Origin of the sequence: Rufibacter roseolus, from assembly GCF_017916365.1 — a bacterium.
Lineage (GTDB): Bacteria > Bacteroidota > Bacteroidia > Cytophagales > Hymenobacteraceae > Nibribacter > Nibribacter roseolus.
Window position 1 is genome coordinate 2,036,828 of record NZ_JAFMSU010000001.1, and the last position, 18,116, is coordinate 2,054,943.

Below are 18,116 nucleotides of genomic sequence, written 5' to 3' on the forward strand. Positions count from 1 at the left end.
GGCTTCGCTTATTGCCATTCTTGCTGGAGCGCGTCGCTGGCCTGCAATTGGGGCGCTATTTCTTGTCTAAAAGTAAGGTATTCCTGAGGACTTACCAAAGGTTCCAGTTGCTCCAGACCCTGCAGGGCGTAGTCGCGGAGGCCTTGATTCAGGGCTACTTTCACGTAGGCTTTCCGCAGCGCCACCGAGGTTGGATTGTACCCGATACCCTCCAGCAGCAGGTCATAGGCCCGCATAGGTTGTTTCTGCTGCACAAAGAAATTAGCGGCGGCCAACTGCCCGGCCTCTGACCACGGGGCCCTTTGGAGTAACCCGTTGAACAGATTAGTCGCGGCCTTGGCGTTATTATTACGCTGGGCCAGCAAGGCCTGGTAATAAAGTCTGGTGCCCGCGTCCTGCGGGGTAAAAAAGAGGCTAGGCAGTTCGGTGCTCAATTGTTCCCATTTCTGGTTTTTCCACCAAAGCTCGGTCTGCAGGGTGTTGGCTTCTGATTTCAGGCCGTTTTTGGGAAAACTGCCCGGAAAATGGATGCTCAGCAGGTTCTGGGCGGTGTTGAAATTGTTTTCCTGAAGGTACCGCGCTACCAGGGGCAAAGCTGCCACCGGCGCCAAAGCCGGCGTAGTGATGCCGTTAGCCACGCTCTCTACCTGGGCCAGGGGTAAGGAAGCCGCTTTCAGTTGTAGGAACCGTACTTTCAAGGAATCCGGGGCGCTGACTGCCTGCTCTGGAGTCAACTGGGTGGCGATAGCGATCTGTGTGGCAGCGGTCCGTTGGGCTACATCCGGAAAAGGGGAGGCGCCTAAGGCTATCTCAGTGGCCTGACCGTAATTTCCTGCCAGCGCATAAGCCACCACGGCGTGCAGGTGGGCATCGCGGTAGCCGGCCTGCCGGGCTTTCTGGAAATACTCGGCCGCCAAGGGGTACAGTTTGCCCTGCAGCATCCATTGGCCCAGAATGTCATAGTAGTAGCCCCCTGTGCTGCCGCTGTTCGCCGCCAGGTTCTCCAGGGTGACTTTGGCTAGGAAAGGCTGGGGTTTGGAAACGGTGCCTTGCTTAAGCAGCAGCGATTTGATCAAAGTCAGGTCATCCAGGAAAGCCTGGTTTTCTTCCTGCCGCAACAGCGTGTTCAGCCGCGAGAACGTAGCCGTGCTGTCTTTGGCATTACCCGGGAGCAGCTGCCTGTTATAGAAATGGGCGAAGGTCTGGGTTGACAACGCACTATCCTGGGGCAAGGCCGGCAGGTTCTGCGGTTTGGAGCCGCCCAAAGCCAAGGAAATAGCCAACCGATTCGTGAGCAACGGGCCGTAAGTACCGCCAGCGTATTGGTTGGCGAACTCTTTGGCCTGTTGCGGAAACTTATGGCTGGCCAAGAACGCTAACTGGTTCGCCTGGATAACCTCGGGTTCCTGGCTTTGGGCCAAAGCCGCATCCAAATAGTAACCAGCTGAGTCAGCGAAGGCGGTGGTGCCGTAGAGAATTCCAAGGTTGTTGAGTAGCGGCGCGTTATCAGGGAAAGTTTTTACCGCTTCCTGCAGCACCTTTAAATGGTCAAAAAGGTCTGAGGAGGAAGTGAACAGGCTGGCCAGCCGCAGATAGCCTTCTGGGGTAGGTTTTCTTTCCAGGGCCTCCTGCAAGCGGTTCATCTCTAGGGAACGCATGCCGCCCTGGTGGTACATATCGGCTAGGGAGAAGCTGGAACGTTGGTTGTTGCGGGACTGCACGCTGGCCTCGTTGTAGAACTGCTCCGCCAGCAACGGCGTTTCCTCAGTCTGGCGGTACACATCGCCCAAGTAGTTATAATAGCCGGCTTGATGCTGGAAATAGAGCGCGTAATTGCTGCGCAGCACCATCACCACCAACAGGACAGTTCCCATGAGGTACACGGTGAAGTAAGGCAGCTGCCGCGGGTCATACACCACCTTGAAAACGCGTAGTTTCTGTTTGATCAACGGCCCGAAATTCACCAGCACGTAAATAAAGAACGCCACGCCATACGCCAGGTGCGTCACAATGACGGCACTGCGGTAGGCATTTACCAGCGGGTCATTGGCCAACAGGAATGCGTACGCCAGATTCAAAAAGGTGAGCAGCGCCAGCACCAAGTAAAGCGGGGCAGCCTCGGTCTCAAATCGGAAAAAGCGGGTGTAATGGATTTGCCGTTGCTTAAGGCCCCATAATCCTACCAAGGTGGAGCAAAGGAACACCACCAAAGCATCTAACCCGGTGAAATCAAATTGGATCATCCCCGTCTGGCGCAGGTATAACAGCAGCAGGTTACCCAGGTATAGCAAGCTGATGAGCACGAATTGCACCAGCCCGAAGCGGCGCTGCGGTTGCTGGGCCTGCGTGTTGAACCACAGCAAGCCGTGGAGGTTCTCATAGGCCACCAGCACCATGAACAGCACCGATGCCACAAAACTGGCTAGGGTGCTGTAATGGACCACGTGCAAGGCGGTCAGCGGAGCCGGTAAAGAAGAGAAACGGAACAGGGCCAGACTCAAAAGCAGGATGACCACGCTAAAGAACAGGAAACGGCCCAGAAAGGACACCCGTGTCCAGAACGCCTGAAACACAAAACTGCCCAGACTCAGAACGGCCAAGGCAATCAGTAGCAGGATTCGGCTTGTTTCTGAGAAAACTCCCAGTAAATCAAGGTTGAACGTGGAAAGCCAGAGCATGCCCAGCGTCACGGCGGCGTAATAAGGAATGCGCTTGAGGGTACTGGCTAAGGTCCAGAAGAAGGTAAGCGCTACCGCCAGACCTACGAAATAAACCCAGGTCGCCCACAGCGGAAGCTGCATATCGCCCATGGCGTAGCGCTCCGTCACCAGGTAGGCGTTCACTTCCACGCGCATGGGCGTGAGCAGGGGAGAGGAAGGGTCTAAGTGGGCCTCCGCAGGGAACAGTTCGGCCTGCTTCTCCAGCGGAAACACCAACTGCTGCCCGTTAAAGTAACCATAAATGCCTAAGCCTACCGTGCCCAGCACCAGTACGGCCAGAAGAAAATACAGAAAGCGGCGGCCAGGCTCCACCTGGGGCCAGAACGAAAAAAGCTTCATTCAGGCCTACTCCAGAACTTTAGGAACCCTGAAATAATCTGAGTCTTTGCGCGGAGCCAGCTTAAGGGCATCCTCGTGGCGCACGGTGTTCTGAGCCACATCTTCCCGCATCACGTTCAGTTCCTCCGATATATGGATGAGAGGTTCCACGTTTTTGGTGTCCAGCTGGCGCAGTTGGTCTACCCAGTCCAGGATGTTATTCAGGTCTTTGAGCATTTCCTGCTCTTTGGTCTCGTCAAACTCAAGCCGGGCTAAGTGCGCCAGCTGGCGTAAGGTCTCTATGTTGGTGCTCATGGTTTTTCTGGTCTAAAGTCTCTTGAATGATGGAGTACGTTTGGTTTTTCAGGAACTCCAGGTCCTGCATGGTCAACCCCTGGGTAGGGATTGGCCGGTGAATGATCATCTCCAGCGAATGGTACCGGATGATGAGTTTGCCTTTCACATCGGGCAGAAACAGGTGGTTGTACGGCATGGTGATGGGCACAATGGGTACCTGTTTTTCAATGGCCAGCTTGAACGGACCGTCTTTGAACGGCAACAGCTTGCGGCCCGATTCCGGCGAGATTTTCCCCTCGGGGAAAATCACGATGCTGCGGCCCGCTTCCAGACTCTGCTTGCTGGCAATGTAGGCTTTGGCGCTGCTGATGGGGCTGTCGCGGTCCACCGAGATGTACAGCGCGTCATAGATTCTGCCCCACAACGGCACCTTGGTCAATGATTTCTTGCCCACGAAGTTAAGGAAACCGGGGATGGCCGCCAGAATCATGGGGATGTCAATGTAGGAGCTGTGGTTGGGCGCGAACACGTATTTCTGGTTGGGGTCCAGTTGCTCCAGGCCTTTCACCTTTACCGGCATGAGGTACATGCGCAGCTGGAACTTAGACCAAAGGCGATTGAGGTGGTGCGCATGTTTGAGCCGGTTAGGCTTGGCGATCAACACCCGGAACAGGGGATACGAGGTGAGAAATGGTAATACAAACCAGGCGGTGCACCACACGGAGTAAACCTTCTTGCCGAATCCTTTTAACCTGTTCATCTTTCCCAAAATTAGTTAATTAATAAGAAAAGCACCACATATGCCCGCGGCAAAGCCGATTTTGCCCTGTTTCCAGCAAATCGGCTTCAAAACGGCAAACGCGTTCCGCGATGACTTAGTGCCAATTGAATGAGGTTATTTGGGGCGGCGGGTCAAAAGGATTTTCTCTGCCTTGAGCAGACCGGCAATGCTGATGGCGTCGGTGATCTCGCTGTCCATGGCCATGCGCACGGCCTCGTGCAACGGTAACTTCCAGATTTTCAAGTCCTCGGTTTCCTCAAACTCGGTCTCGCCGGCGGTCAGTTCCTCGGCCAGGAAAATGAAGCCTTCCTCATCGGTCACGGAGTTGGAGGTGTGGATTCGGCCGATGTTCGTCCACTCGGCGGCGGTGAAGCCGGTCTCTTCCTTCAACTCCCGCTTCGCGGATTCCAGCGGATCAATCCCAATCGGGCCCCCGCCCATGGGAATCTCCCAGGAGTACTCGTTCACGGTGTAGCGGTACTGCCCCACGAGCCAGGTATTTCCCTCATCATCAATGGGAATGATGCCGATGGCTTTGTTTTTCATGGAAACCACGCCGTAGATGCCCCGGCCACCCCCCGGGTTGATCACCTGCTCCTCGCGCACGCTGATCCAGGGGTTTTCATAGATGGGTTTGGAATCTAAAGTTTTCCAGGGGTTCTCTTCTGAGTGGTGTGGTTTTTCAAAGTGCATGGCGTCTTGCGTTTAGGGCCGGGGTGTAAACGCTGTTTCGGGGCTGTTTTACCTAAAACAGCCCCGAAACAGCTTCATGAATATCTTATTTAAAAAGGAAAGCTGATTTAAACGTGGGTGCGCACCGCCTCGGCAGCTTGCTGATAGACGTCCTCGTACATAGGTACGATCTTGCTTATCTCAAACTCTTTGGCGCGGGCCAGAGCGTTGGCTTTGAATTTAGGCAGCTGGTCGTCCTGCAGGAGGAAAAGCGTGTTCTTGACCATGTCCTTCACATCGCCCACGTTGCTCACGAAACCGGTCACGCCGTGCACGTTCAGCTCGGGCAGGCCACCGGCGTTGGACGAAATCACCGGCACCTCGCAGGCCATCGCTTCCAAAGCCGCTAACCCGAAACTCTCTTTCTCGGAGGGCATCAGGAAGACATCGGCGATGGAGAGCAGTTCTTCCACAGCTTCCAGTTTGCCCAGGAAACGCACATCGGCGCAGATGCCCAGCTTGCGGCAGAGATTCTCCATTTTGGGCCGCTCCGGACCGTCGCCCACCAGAAGCAGTTTGGACGGAATCTGCTCGCGCACCTTAGAGAAAATCTTGATGATATCGCCAATACGCTTCACGCCCCTAAAGTTGGAGGTGTGCACCAGCAGTTTCTCGCCGAACGGCGCGATGGCTGATTTGAAGTGGTCTTTGCGCTGCTTCTGGAAACGCTCCAGGTTGATGAAGTTGGGGATGACCACAATCTCCTTCTCAATGGGGAAGTACTCGTAGGTTTCGCGCTTCAGGTCCTCGGAAACCGAGGTCACCGCGTCTGACTGGTTGATGCTGAAGGTCACTACCGGCTCATAGGAGGCGTCTTTGCCCACCAGAGTAATGTCGGTGCCGTGCAGCGTGGTAATGACCGGGATGTCTATGTTCTTTGTCTTGAGGATCTGCTTGGCCATGTACGCCGCCGAGGCGTGCGGAATGGCGTAGTGCACGTGCAGCACATCCAGTTTCTCATATTGCACAATGTCTACCATCTTGCTGGCCAGGGCCAGTTCATACGGCGGATACTGGAACAGCGGGTAATTGGGGATATTTACTTCGTGGTAAAACAGGTTCTCGTTGAAGTGGTCCAGGCGGGCGGGTTGGCTGTAGGTGATAAAATGTACCTTATGCCCTTTCTGCGCCAGGGCTTTACCCAACTCTGTGGCCACCACTCCGCTACCGCCAAAAGTAGGGTAGCATACAATTCCAATCTTCATGCGCGTATGTGTTTGCCGCGAAGTTACGGTTTAGGCTCTAACGATTGATATACTACGTCATGAATCCGGGTGCGGATGTTGTATTTGAGTAGTTTATCGTTTTCAGAGTCTGGGTAGACGCGGTTGGAGAGGAAAATGTAGATAATGTTGTTCTCGGGGTCTACCCAGGCACCGGTGCCGGTGAAGCCCGTATGCCCGAAGGTGCTCAGCGGCGCCAGGGTGGAGGTGGGGCCGTTCCCGTCTGGGTCGGCTTTGTCCCAGCCTATGCCACGACGGCTGTTTTTGCTGCCGTTTTTAGAAAACTCACTCACAACGGGCGTTTTGAAGTACTGCTGCCCGCCATACTTCCCGTTCTGCAAATCCATCTGCATGAGAATGGCCAGGTCGTTGGCGTTGGAGAAAAGACCTGCGTGCCCTGCCTTACCGCCCAGCATGGCTGCGTTTCCGTCATGCACCGTGCCTTGCAGCGGCACCCCCGGCTTGAACTGGGAACTGGGCGCGGTGGGCGCAATCTGCTCTTTCAGGAATTTGTTCAGTGGGTTGAAGGTAAGCGTGGCGGCGCCCAACGGGGCATAGAAGTTCTGCTCTAGGAAATCAGGAAGGGGTTGGTTCAGGAGGCGCTCGGCAATGCGTTTCATGATGTGCAGTCCCAGGTCTGAGTAGCGGTATTCAAACTTGCCGTTAGGCAGGCGCTTGCCCGCCAGTTCAGACTTTATCACCCACTTCCACACTGAGTCTTCCAGCCGTTTGTTGCTGTACACGCCGGGCACCACCAGGTTGGGGTATGCCTCAGTGGGCAGACTGTCATAGTAAATAGGGTTCAGCTTGCCGTCTTTCAGTGTTTTGGTCCAGAAGGGGATGTAGGCCACCAAGCCCGCCTGGTGCAGGAGCACATCGCGTACGGTGAGGTTGGCTTTGTTAGAGCCCTTCAGCTCGGGTAGGTAAGTCACCAGTCGGGCATCCAGGTTCAGGCGACCCTGGTCTTTCAGGAACATTACGGCCTGCAAGGTGGCAGCCACCTTGGTGATGGAGGCCAGGTCATAAATGGTTTCCTCAGTTACCGGCTGGGTGCGGTCATAGGTGTAATAGCCGTAGCCCTTGTCCATGACCACCGTACCGTCTTTGACCACCAGCACCTGGCAACCCGGCGTAGCAGCGTACGCAATGGCCTCCAGCGCAATGTTGTCAATCTGCTTCAAGATGCTGGAATTCATGCCCACGCTTTCGGGTATAGAGTATTTCAAGCGGTTCAAAGAAGGCGTAGAGATCCCAAAGCCAGCCTTGAACTTGGGCGAAGCGGTCACAGGTAAGCGGCCGTTAGCCGGAAGCGCCCCGAACAATACCTGCGGGATGACTTTACGGGTTACCTCGTTGTCTTCGTAGCCGCACACAAGCCAGTCGCTGCTCTCAAAGTTCTTGAGGCTGTAGGCGTTGCCCATGACCACTACCACCACTTTTTTGGTAGGGTCGCGCTGCAGTTCCCTTATAAAACCCAGGGCGTTGCCCGATAGATTGTAGTTGTTGCCGGGGTTGTTGTTGAGGTTGTGCAAGGAGACCACCACCACGTCTGTGCCGGCCAGATCGCGGCGGATGCCTGCGTACACGCTATCTGGCGCTGTGCGGCTGGTCACCGCGAACTTTTTGAAGGAGGCGTATTTGTCCAACGTCTGGGTGAGTACGTTGTTCATGCCCGCCCCCACAGATACCGAGGCGAACTCCGTGGTGTCCAGCACCCTGAAAGGCAGCAGGTCGTTCTTGTTTGCCACGACCGTAACGGCCTGCTCATATAGTTGTTGCTGCAAGACCTGGCTTACCGGGCGGCTCAGATCCTGCGAGAGGTTTTCCAGGTTTACAGGGGTATACTGGTTCAGGCCGGCCCAGTACTTGGCGTGCAGCATCTTTCTTACCCTGATCTCAATATCTCGCTCCGAGATGGTGCTGTCGGCGATGGCTCTTTTGATGCTGGCGAAGGCTTTAGGTACGTTTTCAGAAAACAGGAGCACATCGTTGCCGGCTTTCAGGGCCAGGGCATCCACCTCGCCGGGTTCATGGTAGCGGGTCACGCCTTTCATGTTCAGGGCATCGGTGAAAACCAGGCCCTCGTACTGCATCTGGCCTTTCAGGAGGTCATTCACCAGATAAGGCGACAAAGTAGCGGCGCGGTTAGCGATGGAATCCAGCTTAGGCACGTGCAGGTGCGCCACCATCACGCCCATCACTCCGGCATCAAAAGAGCGCTTGAAGGGGTACAACTCCACCTCGGTGAGGCGGGCCATGTCGTGGGAGAGCACGGGCAAAGAAAAGTGCGAATCAGCATCAGTATCGCCGTGGCCGGGGAAATGCTTGGCAACCGCAATAATGCCGTGGTCCTGCAGACCCTTGATGTAGGCGATGCTGCGGGCGGTCACCTGCTCTTTGCTCTCGCCAAAAGAACGGTTCCCGATGACCGGGTTGTTGGGGTTGCTGTTCACGTCCACCACCGGCGAGAAATTTACATGAATGCCCAGTCGTTTGAGTTTCAAGGCAATCTCACGGCCCATGAGGTACACATAGCGGTCATCCTGCAAAGCGCCCAGCGTCATCTGCTTGGCGAAATGCATGCTGCTGTCCAGGCGCATGTCCAGTCCCCACTCTGCATCGGTGGCCACCAGCAGCGGAACTTTGGCGAGGCTTTGGTAACGGTTGGTGAGTTTGGCCTGGCGTACGGGACCGCCCTGCATGAACATGACTCCGCCAATGCCGTACTGGGTGATCAGGTTTTCGATTTCGCGGATGTGGCTCTGCGGTTTGTTGGAGTACGCGGCCACCATGAAGAGCTGACCAAGGCGCTGGTCAGGGGTAAGAGATTGATAGACACTGTCTACCCAATGTTGCTCTTGTTCAGAAATGTTGCCCCGGCCTTTAGGGCCGAACCCCGATAAAGCCATCCAGGCGCCCATTACTACGGTCAGTAGCCACAGGCTATATCGCTTTAGCATTTCGCAACGCGTAATTTAATTTGAATAACTGTTTCATAGGGCTAATTTCGCAGAGGAAAACTAGCCGCGGCTGAGTGGCTCTGAAGCGTTTTGGGCCGGAATTTGAAAAAACGGCATAAAACAGGATTTGTTCAGAACGACTCCTCCCCATTTAGGCTCTAACCCCGTTTCCAGTGAATCCCTGTCCTTTCAGGACTGGAAAAGAACCGGAAAAAGAGCGAAAAGCCAGAAGGTTAGGGAGGTAAGGCCGCCGTTTAAGCTGGTAATATTACTCAAAAATTTGCTTCGGTGTCTGAAAAGTTGGCGAAACCCCCTGGTTTCACCGCCGGAAAGGCAGCCCCCGAAGCGGAAAATAAACACTACGCAGGGAAGTTTGTATGGCAGATATCATCCGATTGTTACCCGAGTACCTGGCCAACCAGATCGCCGCCGGCGAAGTGGTGCAGCGCCCGGCCTCGGTGGTAAAGGAGTTGTTGGAGAATAGCGTAGACGCGCGCAGCAGTAGCGTAACCCTGATCATCAAAGATGCGGGCAAGCAGCTCATTCAGGTGGTGGACGACGGTGTAGGCATGACCGAGACCGATGCCCGCATGTGCTTTGAGCGCCACGCCACGTCCAAAATAAAGACCACCGAGGACCTCTTCCGCATCCGGACCATGGGTTTTCGCGGCGAGGCGATGGCTTCTATTGCGGCCGTGGCCCAGGTGGAACTGAAAACCCGAGCCCGCGGCGCTGAGCTGGGCACCTGCCTCACCATTGAAGGCAACGAGGTCATCAAACAGGAGCCCGTGGCCATGGCCGAGGGAACGGTGGTAAGCGTGAAGAACCTTTTCTTCAACGTGCCCGCCCGCCGCAATTTCCTCAAGACCAACCCCGTGGAGATGCGCCACATCCTGGATGAGTTCCAGCGCGTGGCCCTGGCCAACCCAGAGATTGCCTTTGCCCTGTACCAGAATGAGGTGGAGGTCATGAACCTGCCCGCCGGTAAGCTGAGCCAGCGAATTGTGAGCATTTTCGGGAAAGAGTACAAAGAACAGATGGCCGCCTGCGAGGAGACTACGCCTTTTCTCACGGTACGCGGCTACATCGGGAAACCCGAGTTTGCCAAGAAGAGCCGCGGCGAGCAGTTTTTCTTCGTGAACAACCGCTACATCAAAAGCCAGTACCTGAACCACGCGGTGCTCACCGCCTTTGAGGGACTGCTGCCTAAGGATAGTTTCCCGTTTTACGTGCTTTTCCTGGAAATCGCGCCGGAAACGATAGACATCAACGTGCACCCCACCAAAACGGAGATCAAGTTTGAGGACGAGAAAACGGTGTACGCCATTGTGCGCGCGGCCGTGAAGCAGAGCCTGGGACTGCACAACATCGCCCCTTCCCTGGATTTCGGGGCCGATGTGAACTACATTCCGCTGCAACCCATGAAATTCCCGGCCTCCATGGACTTTGAGACCGCGCCTGCGCTGGCGCCCCGGGCTTCGGCAAGGGCAAGCCAGCCGACTACGTTCACCTCCCGGGCCTCGGGCGGGGGCGGCAGTAACGACAATTATTCAGATTTCGCTCCTACCCGCGAGGTCTCCCGGGCTACTTCATCACCAGACACTAACCTTTTCCCCGAAGAAGAGGAGGGTTCACTCACACCATCAAAAAACAGCATGACGGGCGGTTCCAAGACTTTGCAGGTACACCAGAAATATCTCATGGTGCAGGTAAAATCCGGCTTGATGGTAGTGGACCAGCAGGCGGCCCAGGAACGTATTCTGTACGAGAAATACAGCCAGGCCTTGGGCAAGCGCACCGGCGCTTCCCAGCAACTGCTCTTCCCGCAGACCCTGCAACTCTCGCCCGCCGATTTCTCTTTGGTGATGGAGTTGTCTGAGGAGTTCACGGCGCTAGGCTTTGTGTTCAATGATTTCGGGAACAATACGCTGGTGGTGAACGGTATTCCGGCGGAGATTCCGCTGCGCGATGAGAAAGAACTTATTGAAGGGCTGCTGGAGCAGTACAAGAACAATCTTTCCTCGCTTAAGGTAGATCGGCAGGAAAACCTGGCCCGGGCCATGGCCAAACGCGTGGCCTCGCGCCTCACCGGCCGGTTAAGCGACCAGGAGATGAACGCGCTGGTGGACCGCTTGTTTGGCTGCCAGATGCCCAATTACACGCCTGGCGGGCAGAAAACACTGGTGATTCTGCAAACCGAGCAACTCCAGGATCTATTTCTGCGGAATTAACCTTTGGCGGGAAGGCGAAAAGAAGAGGAAATAGCGCGGTAACTGATTTTTTAAGCGGGTCTGGGTACCATTAGGGGGCTTTCCGTCGTACTGTTGTAAGCAGAACCTTTACTTTCATCAGCTGTTACCCAAAGGAGAAGGAGCGGGCCGTATGGTTTTGCCCGGCTTTTTCGTTTCCTTTAAACTGTACATTTACTTAACGTCCTTCTATGCCACCCATCACGCCCATGGTGCGTAACCTGCTTATTTTGAACGTGCTGATGTTCTTCTTAAGCGACAGGTTGTTCCCAAAGGAAATGTTTGCCTTGCACGATATCCGTTCAGATGATTTCCGGCCGTACCAGTTTGTGACCCACATGTTCATGCACGGAAACCTGGGGCACCTGTTCAGCAACATGTTCAGCTTGTTTATCTTCGGGCCCATGCTGGAGCGGTACTGGGGAGAGATGCGGTTTCTCACCTTTTACCTCATCACCGGTTTGGGCGCGAGTCTGATGTATTCCCTGGTGCACCATTATGAGATCACCCAGGTACTGGATGGCGCCGCAGCCTTTATGCAGAACCCAGACCCGATAGACTTCAGAAACCTGCTGGAGAAGGGTGGCGCTAATGTGAGGTCATTAGAAGGCTTTTTGATTGATTTTAACCGTAATCCAACAGATGCCCAGATGATCATGCAGGCCAAATCTCTGGCTTCCCGTATGTCTGAAGTGGTGGTAGACAGCTCCATGCTGGGCGCCTCGGGGGCGGTGTTCGGGATTCTGATGGCCTTTGGCATGCTGTTCCCCAACACTGAGCTCATGCTGCTGTTTTTCCCGGTGCCAATCAAAGCCAAATACTTCGTACTTATGTACGGCGCTTTTGAATTATATTCGGGATTAAACCGGGCTCCCGGCGACAATGTGGCGCATTATGCACATTTGGGAGGGATGCTTTTTGCGTATATCTTACTGAAACTTTGGGAACGACAACGCAACAACTTTTACTAAACTATGACCAGTATTTTTGACGATATAAGATCGGCGTTCAGCAAGGGGAACAATGCCCTGCACCAACTCATATTCATCAATGTGGTGGTGTTTGCGGTACTCATTATCCTGCGCACGGTTATGACGCTGAGCGGCTCGGGCGGCATGTTCGCTTACCTGATGACCTTCCTGAGCATGCCTTCCAACCTGCAGCTCTTCGCGCTGCGCTTCTGGACCATTATTACCTATTTCTTCACCCACCTAGAGTTTTTCCATATCCTATTCAACATGCTTAACCTGTACTGGTTTGGCATGCTGATAAGAGAGTATCTGGGCGATAAACGATTGGTGAACCTCTACGTGCTGGGCGGACTGGCCGGCGGCCTCATTTACCTCATCAGCTACAACACTATTCCATACCTGCAGCTCCGCGCCGATGGGTCTTTCATGATGGGCGCGTCGGGTAGTGTGATTGCCATTATGGTGGCCGCGGCCACGTTGTTGCCTAACTACACCTTCAACCTCATCCTCATCGGGCCTATTAGGATCAAGTACATTGCCCTGGTTATGGTGCTGCTCTCCATCTCCGGCGCCACTGGTGGAAACGCGGGCGGCAACATCGCCCACCTGGGTGGGGCTATCCTGGGCTTTTTTTACGTGCGCCAACTGCAAAGCGGCTCAGATCTGGGCCGGCCGTTGCAGGCGTTCCTGGGCTTCTTTAGAGGTATTTTCCAGCGACGCTCGCCGTTGAAAGTAGCCTACAAAAACCCTAACCGGCCCTACACCAACTCCGCCTCGTCATCCATGACCGGCACCTCCAACATCCCCGGCAATCCCTCGCAACTGGAAATAGACCAGATCCTGGACAAGATCTCCGTCTCTGGGTATGAAAGCCTGACCAAAGAAGAAAAGCAGAAACTTTTCAAAGCCAGCCAGAAGTAGCTGTTAGCAATTAGTGGTTAGTTGCTGGTGATTAGTTTTTAGGTTGTTTTATCTAAATTAGCCCTAAAACAGAAAACTATCTTTCTGTTTTAGGGCTAATGCATTCTCATGGCATTGACGCATATCGTCCCCCTTTGAAAGCTCGGGATGACTACTTCTGCTGATCACGGCATTCCCGAAAATGTAGGGGCAATCCCTTGTGGTTGCCCTTTGGTGAAGCGCGCAATTAAAGTCTCTGCTCTGTATTAAAGCCTTTAATTCTACAAACCGCCTTGGTCATCCCCCTACCCCCTTCAAAGGGGGACGGAATGCGTGAGTATAAACATTAAGCTTATTGAATTATGATCTTCGCCGATTGCTGTTAATCCAAGGCGTAAAAAGGAAGGCCTCGCAGATCTAACTGCGAGGCCTTCCTTTTACATGCTCACTTTCTCTTAAGAAACCTTATTCCCGTTCTGGGCCGGTTTTGAGGAAACCAGCCCCGAATCTACCTTGTCTCGGCTGCTTTTGAGCATGTCTCCTATGGCGCCAATGTTGCCCAGGGTTTCTACGGCAGTAGTAGGTAAGAAAATCTTATTAGCGGGGCCCATGGCTAGTTTTTCCAGCGCTTCGAAGGACCGGTAGGTGAGCACCCGTTCGTCCAGGCCCGCCTCAATCAGCAACCGGATGCGGGATTTTTCGGCCTCCGCTATGTCAGAGATGGCTTTGGCCTGGCCTAGGGCGTCCAGTTCGCGGGCGGCGCGCTCGCCCTCAGCCCGCAGGATTTTGCTGGCCCGGTCACCCTCAGCGCGTAGGATCGTGTCCTGTTTGGCGGCTTCGGCCTCCAGAATGATGGCGCGGCGGTTCCGTTCGGCTTTCATCTGCTTGTCCATGGCTTCCTGGATGTCAATGGGTGGTTTTATGTCGATGACCTCCACGCGCTCAATCCGCACGCCCCATTTCTCGGTAGCTTCATCCAGCGCCGTCCTGATCTCGGCGGAAATCCGCTCCCGACCCGATAAGGTCTCGTCCAGTTCCAGATTGCCTATAATCTGGCGCATGGTAGCGGTGGTGATGTTGCGCACGCCCAGCACGTAATCAGAGATACCGTAGGTGGCCTGCTCGGGCCCCACCACTTGGTAAAACACGATTGTGTCAATCAGGACCTGCACGTTGTCGCGGGTAATCACGCTCTGCGGCGGTACGTTCGTCTGCTGGATGCGCAGGTCGTGGTACACGCGTACCCGGTCCACGATGGGGATGAACAGGTTCAGGCCGGGTTGCATGATGCGCTGGAACTTGCCCAATCGTTCCACTACGGCTACCCGCTGTTGCTGGATAATCCGCACGGAGAGGGCAATGAGCACAATCACGGCGGCAAGGATAATGAGGGAAGTAGTCATCGCATTAGAAGTGAGTGAGTTTATCTGAAGAATGAAAATCCATTGGAGATTTACTTGATAGGCACCACTTGGAGTACCGTGCTGCTCTGGTGCACCACCAGTATCCGCTGGCCCGGGGCAAGTTCTTCGGGCGCCTTCGCCGACCAGGTTTCGTTCCCCACCCGCACAATACCCAGTTTTCCGGGAATCAGCGCCTCCACAACCTCACCTTGTCTGTTCACCAGATCGTGGGCTGGGTCCTGGAAACCGCGGGCCAGTCGGGCCCTTGCGGTGAGAGGCTTGGAGAGCAGGGTCAGGAGCAACCCCGAGACGCTGGCAGCCACGGGCGGAAGCCACAGGTTCTCGGGAAACAAATAAGAAAGCGCGGCGGCCACCAGGGCAGCGAGGCCCAGCCAGAGCAGGTAGAACGTACTTGTCAGCATCTCCGCCACCAGCAGCAGAATGCCCGCCATAAGCCACAAACACCACAATTCTAAGCCCATCTTTTTTCTCTGATTATAGCCTTAATTTACTCATTATTAAGAACAAATGCTGTTTAATCCATTAGTCGTTGGCTGCGGGAAAATATAACAGAAAAGCCATCCTGTTTAAGGCCGTTTTTTGGAAAACGGCCTTAAACAGGTTTTCGGCAGACTCAGCCGGATCAGCGGATTTTTACTATTTTGTGTGCCCAAACTAATTTGCTCAACCCATCCCTTATGAAGAAATACTTTTACTCGCTGGCTACCGCGGCGTTGGTGGCTTTCTCCGGATCGGCGGCCCTGGCCCAAAGAACCTACCTGCACTGCGGCCAACTCATTGACGGCCTCAAAGACCAACTCCAGACCGAGATGACCGTCATCATTGACGGAAACCAAATTGTGGGCGTGGAGAAAGGCTACACCGCTCCGGCCGCCGGTACCAAAGTCATCGACCTGAAAAACAGAACCGTGATGCCGGGCTTCATGGACATGCACGTGCATTTTGAAAGTGAAACCAGCCCTACTGCCTACGCTGAGGCGCTTTCCCTGAACCAGGGCACTATTGCGTTTAGGTCTATCGGCTACGCCGAGAAAACCCTCATGGCTGGCTTTACCACCGTGCGGGACCTAGGCGGCAGCGGCGTGAACGTGCAACTGCGCAACGCCATCAACCAGGGATTGGTGAAAGGGCCGCGGATGTTTGTGGTAGGAAAAGCCATCTCGGCCACGGGCGGCCACATGGACCCCACCAACGGGTACCGCGCCGATCTGCAGGGCGATCCGGGACCGGCCCAAGGCGTAGCCAACGGCCCCGATGAATGCCGGAAAGCCGTGCGCTACCAATACAAGAACGGCGCCGACCTGATCAAGATCGCCTCAACCGGAGGCGTGCTGAGCGTGGCCAAAGACGGTTCTGCGCCGCAATTCACCGAGGAAGAAATCAGGGCTATCGTAGAAACTGCCCGGGACTTAGGGCTGAAAGTGGCAGTGCATGCCCATGGCGCCGAAGGTATGAAACGTGCCGTACGGGCCGGGGTGACCTCAGTGGAGCACGGCACCCTGATGGACGAGGAAACCATGAACCTGATGAAGAAGTACGGCACCTGGTACGTACCCACCCTCACCGCCGGTAAATCCGTGGCTGATTCAGCGAAGATCAAAGGCTACTACCCGGCGCTGGTAACGCCCAAGGCCCTGGCCATCGGACCCCAGTTGCAGGGCACTTTCGCGAAAGCATACAAGAAAGGCGTAAAGATCGCCTTCGGGACCGATGCCGGGGTGTTCATGCACGGCAGGAACGCGAAGGAGTTTGAGTACATGGTAGAAGCCGGTATGCCCGCCATGGAAGCCATCAAAGCTGCCACCGCCCACGCCGCTGAGCTGCTGGGCATGTCTGCCAAACTGGGCACTATTGAAAAAGGTAAATTCGCCGATTTCGTGGCGGTGAGCGGAAACCCGTTGCAGGATATCAAGCTGCTGCAACAGGTGAATTTCGTGATGAAGGATGGGGTGGTGTATAAGCAGTAGGGTTTAATCTTTGTCCATTATCCCCCCCCTGTCATCCTGAAAGGATCTTGTGGGCGAACTAGACAAGCCGAAGCTATGAAAGACCACAATTACTTTGTCTACATCACCAGCAACCCTGGGAAGACTGTTCTTTATACAGGTGTCACAAATGATTTGGAAGTTCGGCTGCAACAACACAAAGAAAACAGAGGAAAGCCGGAGAGCTTTGCCGGCAAGTACTACTGAAACTGCTGTACTATGAACGTTATGCAAATGTGGAGCAGGCTATTGAAAGAGAGAAGGAGATAAAACTGCCGGGGCGAGAAGCCAAAAAGGAACTGATAAAGTCATGAAACCCAAAAATGAGTTTCTTGTACATAGCCAGCTGAGTTGCAGATGGCCCACAAGATCCTTCCAGGATGACAAAGAGAGGGAATTGAGTCATTCAGCGCTGTTTCCCTGCTATTTTCCAAAGAATGGCCCAAAAACAGGAAAGCCCGGCTCATGAGCCGGGCTTTCCTGTTTTTGACTGTTTATAGCAGGCGCCTAGGCGTTGGCGGGCATGTTGTCCAGCACATCCATCACTTCGCGCACGGCTTTCTCAGAAGCTCTCAACAAGGCCATTTCATCCTCGTTCAGTTGCAGCTCAATTACTTTCTCGATGCCATTCTTGCCCAACACTACCGGTACACCCAGGTAAGTGCCAGTGATGCCGTATTCGCCTTCCAGTTTGATACAAACCGGGAATACGCGTTTCTGGTCGCGCACGATGGCTTCCACCATCTGCGCGGCCGCTGAACCCGGAGCATACCAGGCCGAGGTACCCATCAGTTTTACCAGTTCGCCACCTCCGTTTTTGGTGCGGTCCACAATGGCGTCCAGTTTAGCAGGGTCAATCAGTTCAGTTACGGGAATACCGCCAACTGTAGTGTAGCGCGGAAGCGGAACCATGGTATCGCCGTGGCCACCCATCAAGACCGCTTGGATGTCTTTGGGAGACACATTCAGTTCCTCAGCCAAGAAAGCGCGGTAGCGGGCGGTGTCCAGGATACCGGCCATGCCCATCACTTTAGTGCGGGGTAGTTTGGAAGTGATATGCGCGGCGTAGGTCATCACGTCCAGCGGGTTAGACACCACAATGATGATGGCCTCGGGCGAATGCTTGATCACGTTCTCGGTCACGGAACGAACGATACCGGCGTTGGTGCTGATCAGGTCATCGCGGGTCATGCCGGGCTTGCGGGGCAAACCGGAAGTAATCACCACCACGTCTGAGTTGGCGGTGCGGGTATAATCATTCGTAACCCCCACGGTGCGGGTGTCATACAGGTTGATAGGCGATTTCTGCCAGATATCCAGGGCCTTGCCTTCGGCGAAGCCTTCTTTGATATCCACTAACACTACTTCATTCGCGATTTCGCGGTACGCTAAAACGTCGGCACAGGTGGCCCCAACGTTACCAGCTCCAACTACGGTTACTTTCATTCTGTTTTATTTTGGTTAGGTTGATGTACTTACTAGACTACGCGGTGAATTTAGGAAAAACCCCGCCACGGGGAAATTATTTAATTGCTGATTGTCATTTGTTAATTGCT

14 protein-coding genes are annotated in these 18,116 nt (G+C 54.6%); 5 read left to right on the forward strand and 9 right to left on the reverse strand.

Annotated elements, in window-relative coordinates; genetic code table 11:
* Window positions 1-8: 8 nt before the first annotated feature.
* The 6 genes from J3P35_RS08065 to J3P35_RS08090 form a co-directional block, all read right to left on the reverse strand.
* The gene (locus J3P35_RS08065; RefSeq protein WP_210463815.1) at window positions 9-3,059 is read right to left on the reverse strand and encodes a tetratricopeptide repeat protein; all 3,051 of its coding nucleotides are present in this window, start codon (window positions 3,057-3,059) and stop codon (window positions 9-11) included.
* Window positions 3,060-3,065: 6 nt separating this feature from the next.
* The gene (gene gatC / locus J3P35_RS08070; RefSeq protein ID WP_210463816.1) at window positions 3,066-3,353 is read right to left on the reverse strand and encodes an Asp-tRNA(Asn)/Glu-tRNA(Gln) amidotransferase subunit GatC; all 288 of its coding nucleotides are present in this window, start codon (window positions 3,351-3,353) and stop codon (window positions 3,066-3,068) included.
* Complete coding sequence (locus tag J3P35_RS08075) at window positions 3,301-4,095, reverse strand: lysophospholipid acyltransferase family protein (RefSeq protein WP_210463817.1); 795 nt, start codon at window positions 4,093-4,095, stop codon at window positions 3,301-3,303. The genes gatC and J3P35_RS08075 overlap by 53 nt, the downstream gene beginning before the upstream one ends.
* Window positions 4,096-4,230: 135 nt before the next feature.
* The gene (locus J3P35_RS08080) at window positions 4,231-4,809 is read right to left on the reverse strand and encodes an NUDIX domain-containing protein (RefSeq protein ID WP_210463818.1); all 579 of its coding nucleotides are present in this window, start codon (window positions 4,807-4,809) and stop codon (window positions 4,231-4,233) included.
* A 107-nt stretch (window positions 4,810-4,916) separates the two neighbouring features.
* Window positions 4,917-6,053 carry an N-acetyl-alpha-D-glucosaminyl L-malate synthase BshA gene (bshA, locus tag J3P35_RS08085; RefSeq protein ID WP_210463819.1) on the reverse strand — a complete coding sequence of 379 codons (1,137 nt, stop codon included), beginning with the start codon at window positions 6,051-6,053 and terminating at the stop codon, window positions 4,917-4,919.
* 23 nt (window positions 6,054-6,076) lie between these two features.
* Window positions 6,077-9,031 carry a glycoside hydrolase family 3 N-terminal domain-containing protein gene (locus tag J3P35_RS08090; RefSeq protein ID WP_246850024.1) on the reverse strand — a complete coding sequence of 985 codons (2,955 nt, stop codon included), beginning with the start codon at window positions 9,029-9,031 and terminating at the stop codon, window positions 6,077-6,079.
* Window positions 9,032-9,408: 377 nt separating this feature from the next.
* Between J3P35_RS08090 and mutL the strand changes: the two genes are divergently transcribed.
* The 3 genes from mutL (at window position 9,409) to J3P35_RS08105 (ending at window position 13,172) form a co-directional block, all read left to right on the forward strand.
* Entirely contained in the window at window positions 9,409-11,262 is a 1,854-nt protein-coding gene (gene mutL / locus J3P35_RS08095) for a DNA mismatch repair endonuclease MutL (RefSeq protein WP_210463820.1), read from the forward strand.
* 209 nt (window positions 11,263-11,471) lie between these two features.
* On the forward strand, window positions 11,472-12,251 hold the full coding sequence (locus J3P35_RS08100) for a rhomboid family intramembrane serine protease (RefSeq protein ID WP_210463821.1): 780 nt from the start codon (window positions 11,472-11,474) through the stop codon (window positions 12,249-12,251).
* A 3-nt stretch (window positions 12,252-12,254) separates the two neighbouring features.
* Window positions 12,255-13,172, forward strand: coding sequence for a rhomboid family intramembrane serine protease (locus J3P35_RS08105; protein WP_210463822.1), 918 nt, complete (start codon window positions 12,255-12,257; stop codon window positions 13,170-13,172).
* A 434-nt stretch (window positions 13,173-13,606) separates the two neighbouring features.
* On the opposite strand, the gene J3P35_RS08110 is transcribed toward J3P35_RS08105, so the two are convergent.
* Both J3P35_RS08110 and J3P35_RS08115 read right to left on the reverse strand, forming a co-directional pair.
* Complete coding sequence (locus tag J3P35_RS08110) at window positions 13,607-14,554, reverse strand: SPFH domain-containing protein (protein ID WP_210463823.1); 948 nt, start codon at window positions 14,552-14,554, stop codon at window positions 13,607-13,609.
* A gap of 50 nt (window positions 14,555-14,604) precedes the next feature.
* Window positions 14,605-15,036, reverse strand: a complete 432-nt coding sequence (locus J3P35_RS08115; protein WP_210463824.1) for an NfeD family protein — start codon at window positions 15,034-15,036, stop codon at window positions 14,605-14,607.
* Between the two features lie 216 nt (window positions 15,037-15,252).
* Here J3P35_RS08115 and J3P35_RS08120 point away from each other — a divergent pair, with 216 nt between their 5' ends.
* Together J3P35_RS08120 and J3P35_RS22170 are read left to right on the forward strand one after the other, a co-directional pair.
* The gene (locus J3P35_RS08120) at window positions 15,253-16,542 is read left to right on the forward strand and encodes a metal-dependent hydrolase family protein (protein ID WP_210463825.1); all 1,290 of its coding nucleotides are present in this window, start codon (window positions 15,253-15,255) and stop codon (window positions 16,540-16,542) included.
* A 75-nt stretch (window positions 16,543-16,617) separates the two neighbouring features.
* Window positions 16,618-16,767 carry a GIY-YIG nuclease family protein gene (locus tag J3P35_RS22170; RefSeq protein WP_317195361.1) on the forward strand — a complete coding sequence of 50 codons (150 nt, stop codon included), beginning with the start codon at window positions 16,618-16,620 and terminating at the stop codon, window positions 16,765-16,767.
* A gap of 300 nt (window positions 16,768-17,067) precedes the next feature.
* On the opposite strand, the gene mdh is transcribed toward J3P35_RS22170, so the two are convergent.
* On the reverse strand, window positions 17,068-18,006 hold the full coding sequence (mdh, locus tag J3P35_RS08130; protein WP_210463826.1) for a malate dehydrogenase: 939 nt from the start codon (window positions 18,004-18,006) through the stop codon (window positions 17,068-17,070).
* Window positions 18,007-18,116: the final 110 nt, after the last annotated feature.

Excerpts from the sequence above, each read along its gene's own strand:
- J3P35_RS08075 (WP_210463817.1), bottom strand. The coding sequence starts at position 4,095 with ATGAACAGGTTAAAAGGATTCGGCAAGAAGGTTTACTCCGTGTGGTGC.
- gatC (WP_210463816.1), bottom strand. The coding sequence starts at position 3,353 with ATGAGCACCAACATAGAGACCTTACGCCAGCTGGCGCACTTAGCCCGG.
- J3P35_RS08080 (WP_210463818.1), bottom strand. The coding sequence starts at position 4,809 with ATGCACTTTGAAAAACCACACCACTCAGAAGAGAACCCCTGGAAAACT.
- J3P35_RS08110 (WP_210463823.1), bottom strand. The coding sequence starts at position 14,554 with ATGACTACTTCCCTCATTATCCTTGCCGCCGTGATTGTGCTCATTGCC.
- J3P35_RS08120 (WP_210463825.1), top strand. The coding sequence starts at position 15,253 with ATGAAGAAATACTTTTACTCGCTGGCTACCGCGGCGTTGGTGGCTTTC.
- J3P35_RS22170 (WP_317195361.1), top strand. The coding sequence starts at position 16,618 with ATGAAAGACCACAATTACTTTGTCTACATCACCAGCAACCCTGGGAAG.
- mdh (WP_210463826.1), bottom strand. The coding sequence starts at position 18,006 with ATGAAAGTAACCGTAGTTGGAGCTGGTAACGTTGGGGCCACCTGTGCC.
- mutL (WP_210463820.1), top strand. The coding sequence starts at position 9,409 with ATGGCAGATATCATCCGATTGTTACCCGAGTACCTGGCCAACCAGATC.
- J3P35_RS08100 (WP_210463821.1), top strand. The coding sequence starts at position 11,472 with ATGCCACCCATCACGCCCATGGTGCGTAACCTGCTTATTTTGAACGTG.
- J3P35_RS08090 (WP_246850024.1), bottom strand. The coding sequence starts at position 9,031 with ATGCTAAAGCGATATAGCCTGTGGCTACTGACCGTAGTAATGGGCGCC.
- J3P35_RS08115 (WP_210463824.1), bottom strand. The coding sequence starts at position 15,036 with ATGGGCTTAGAATTGTGGTGTTTGTGGCTTATGGCGGGCATTCTGCTG.
- J3P35_RS08105 (WP_210463822.1), top strand. The coding sequence starts at position 12,255 with ATGACCAGTATTTTTGACGATATAAGATCGGCGTTCAGCAAGGGGAAC.
- bshA (WP_210463819.1), bottom strand. The coding sequence starts at position 6,053 with ATGAAGATTGGAATTGTATGCTACCCTACTTTTGGCGGTAGCGGAGTG.
- J3P35_RS08065 (WP_210463815.1), bottom strand. The coding sequence starts at position 3,059 with ATGAAGCTTTTTTCGTTCTGGCCCCAGGTGGAGCCTGGCCGCCGCTTT.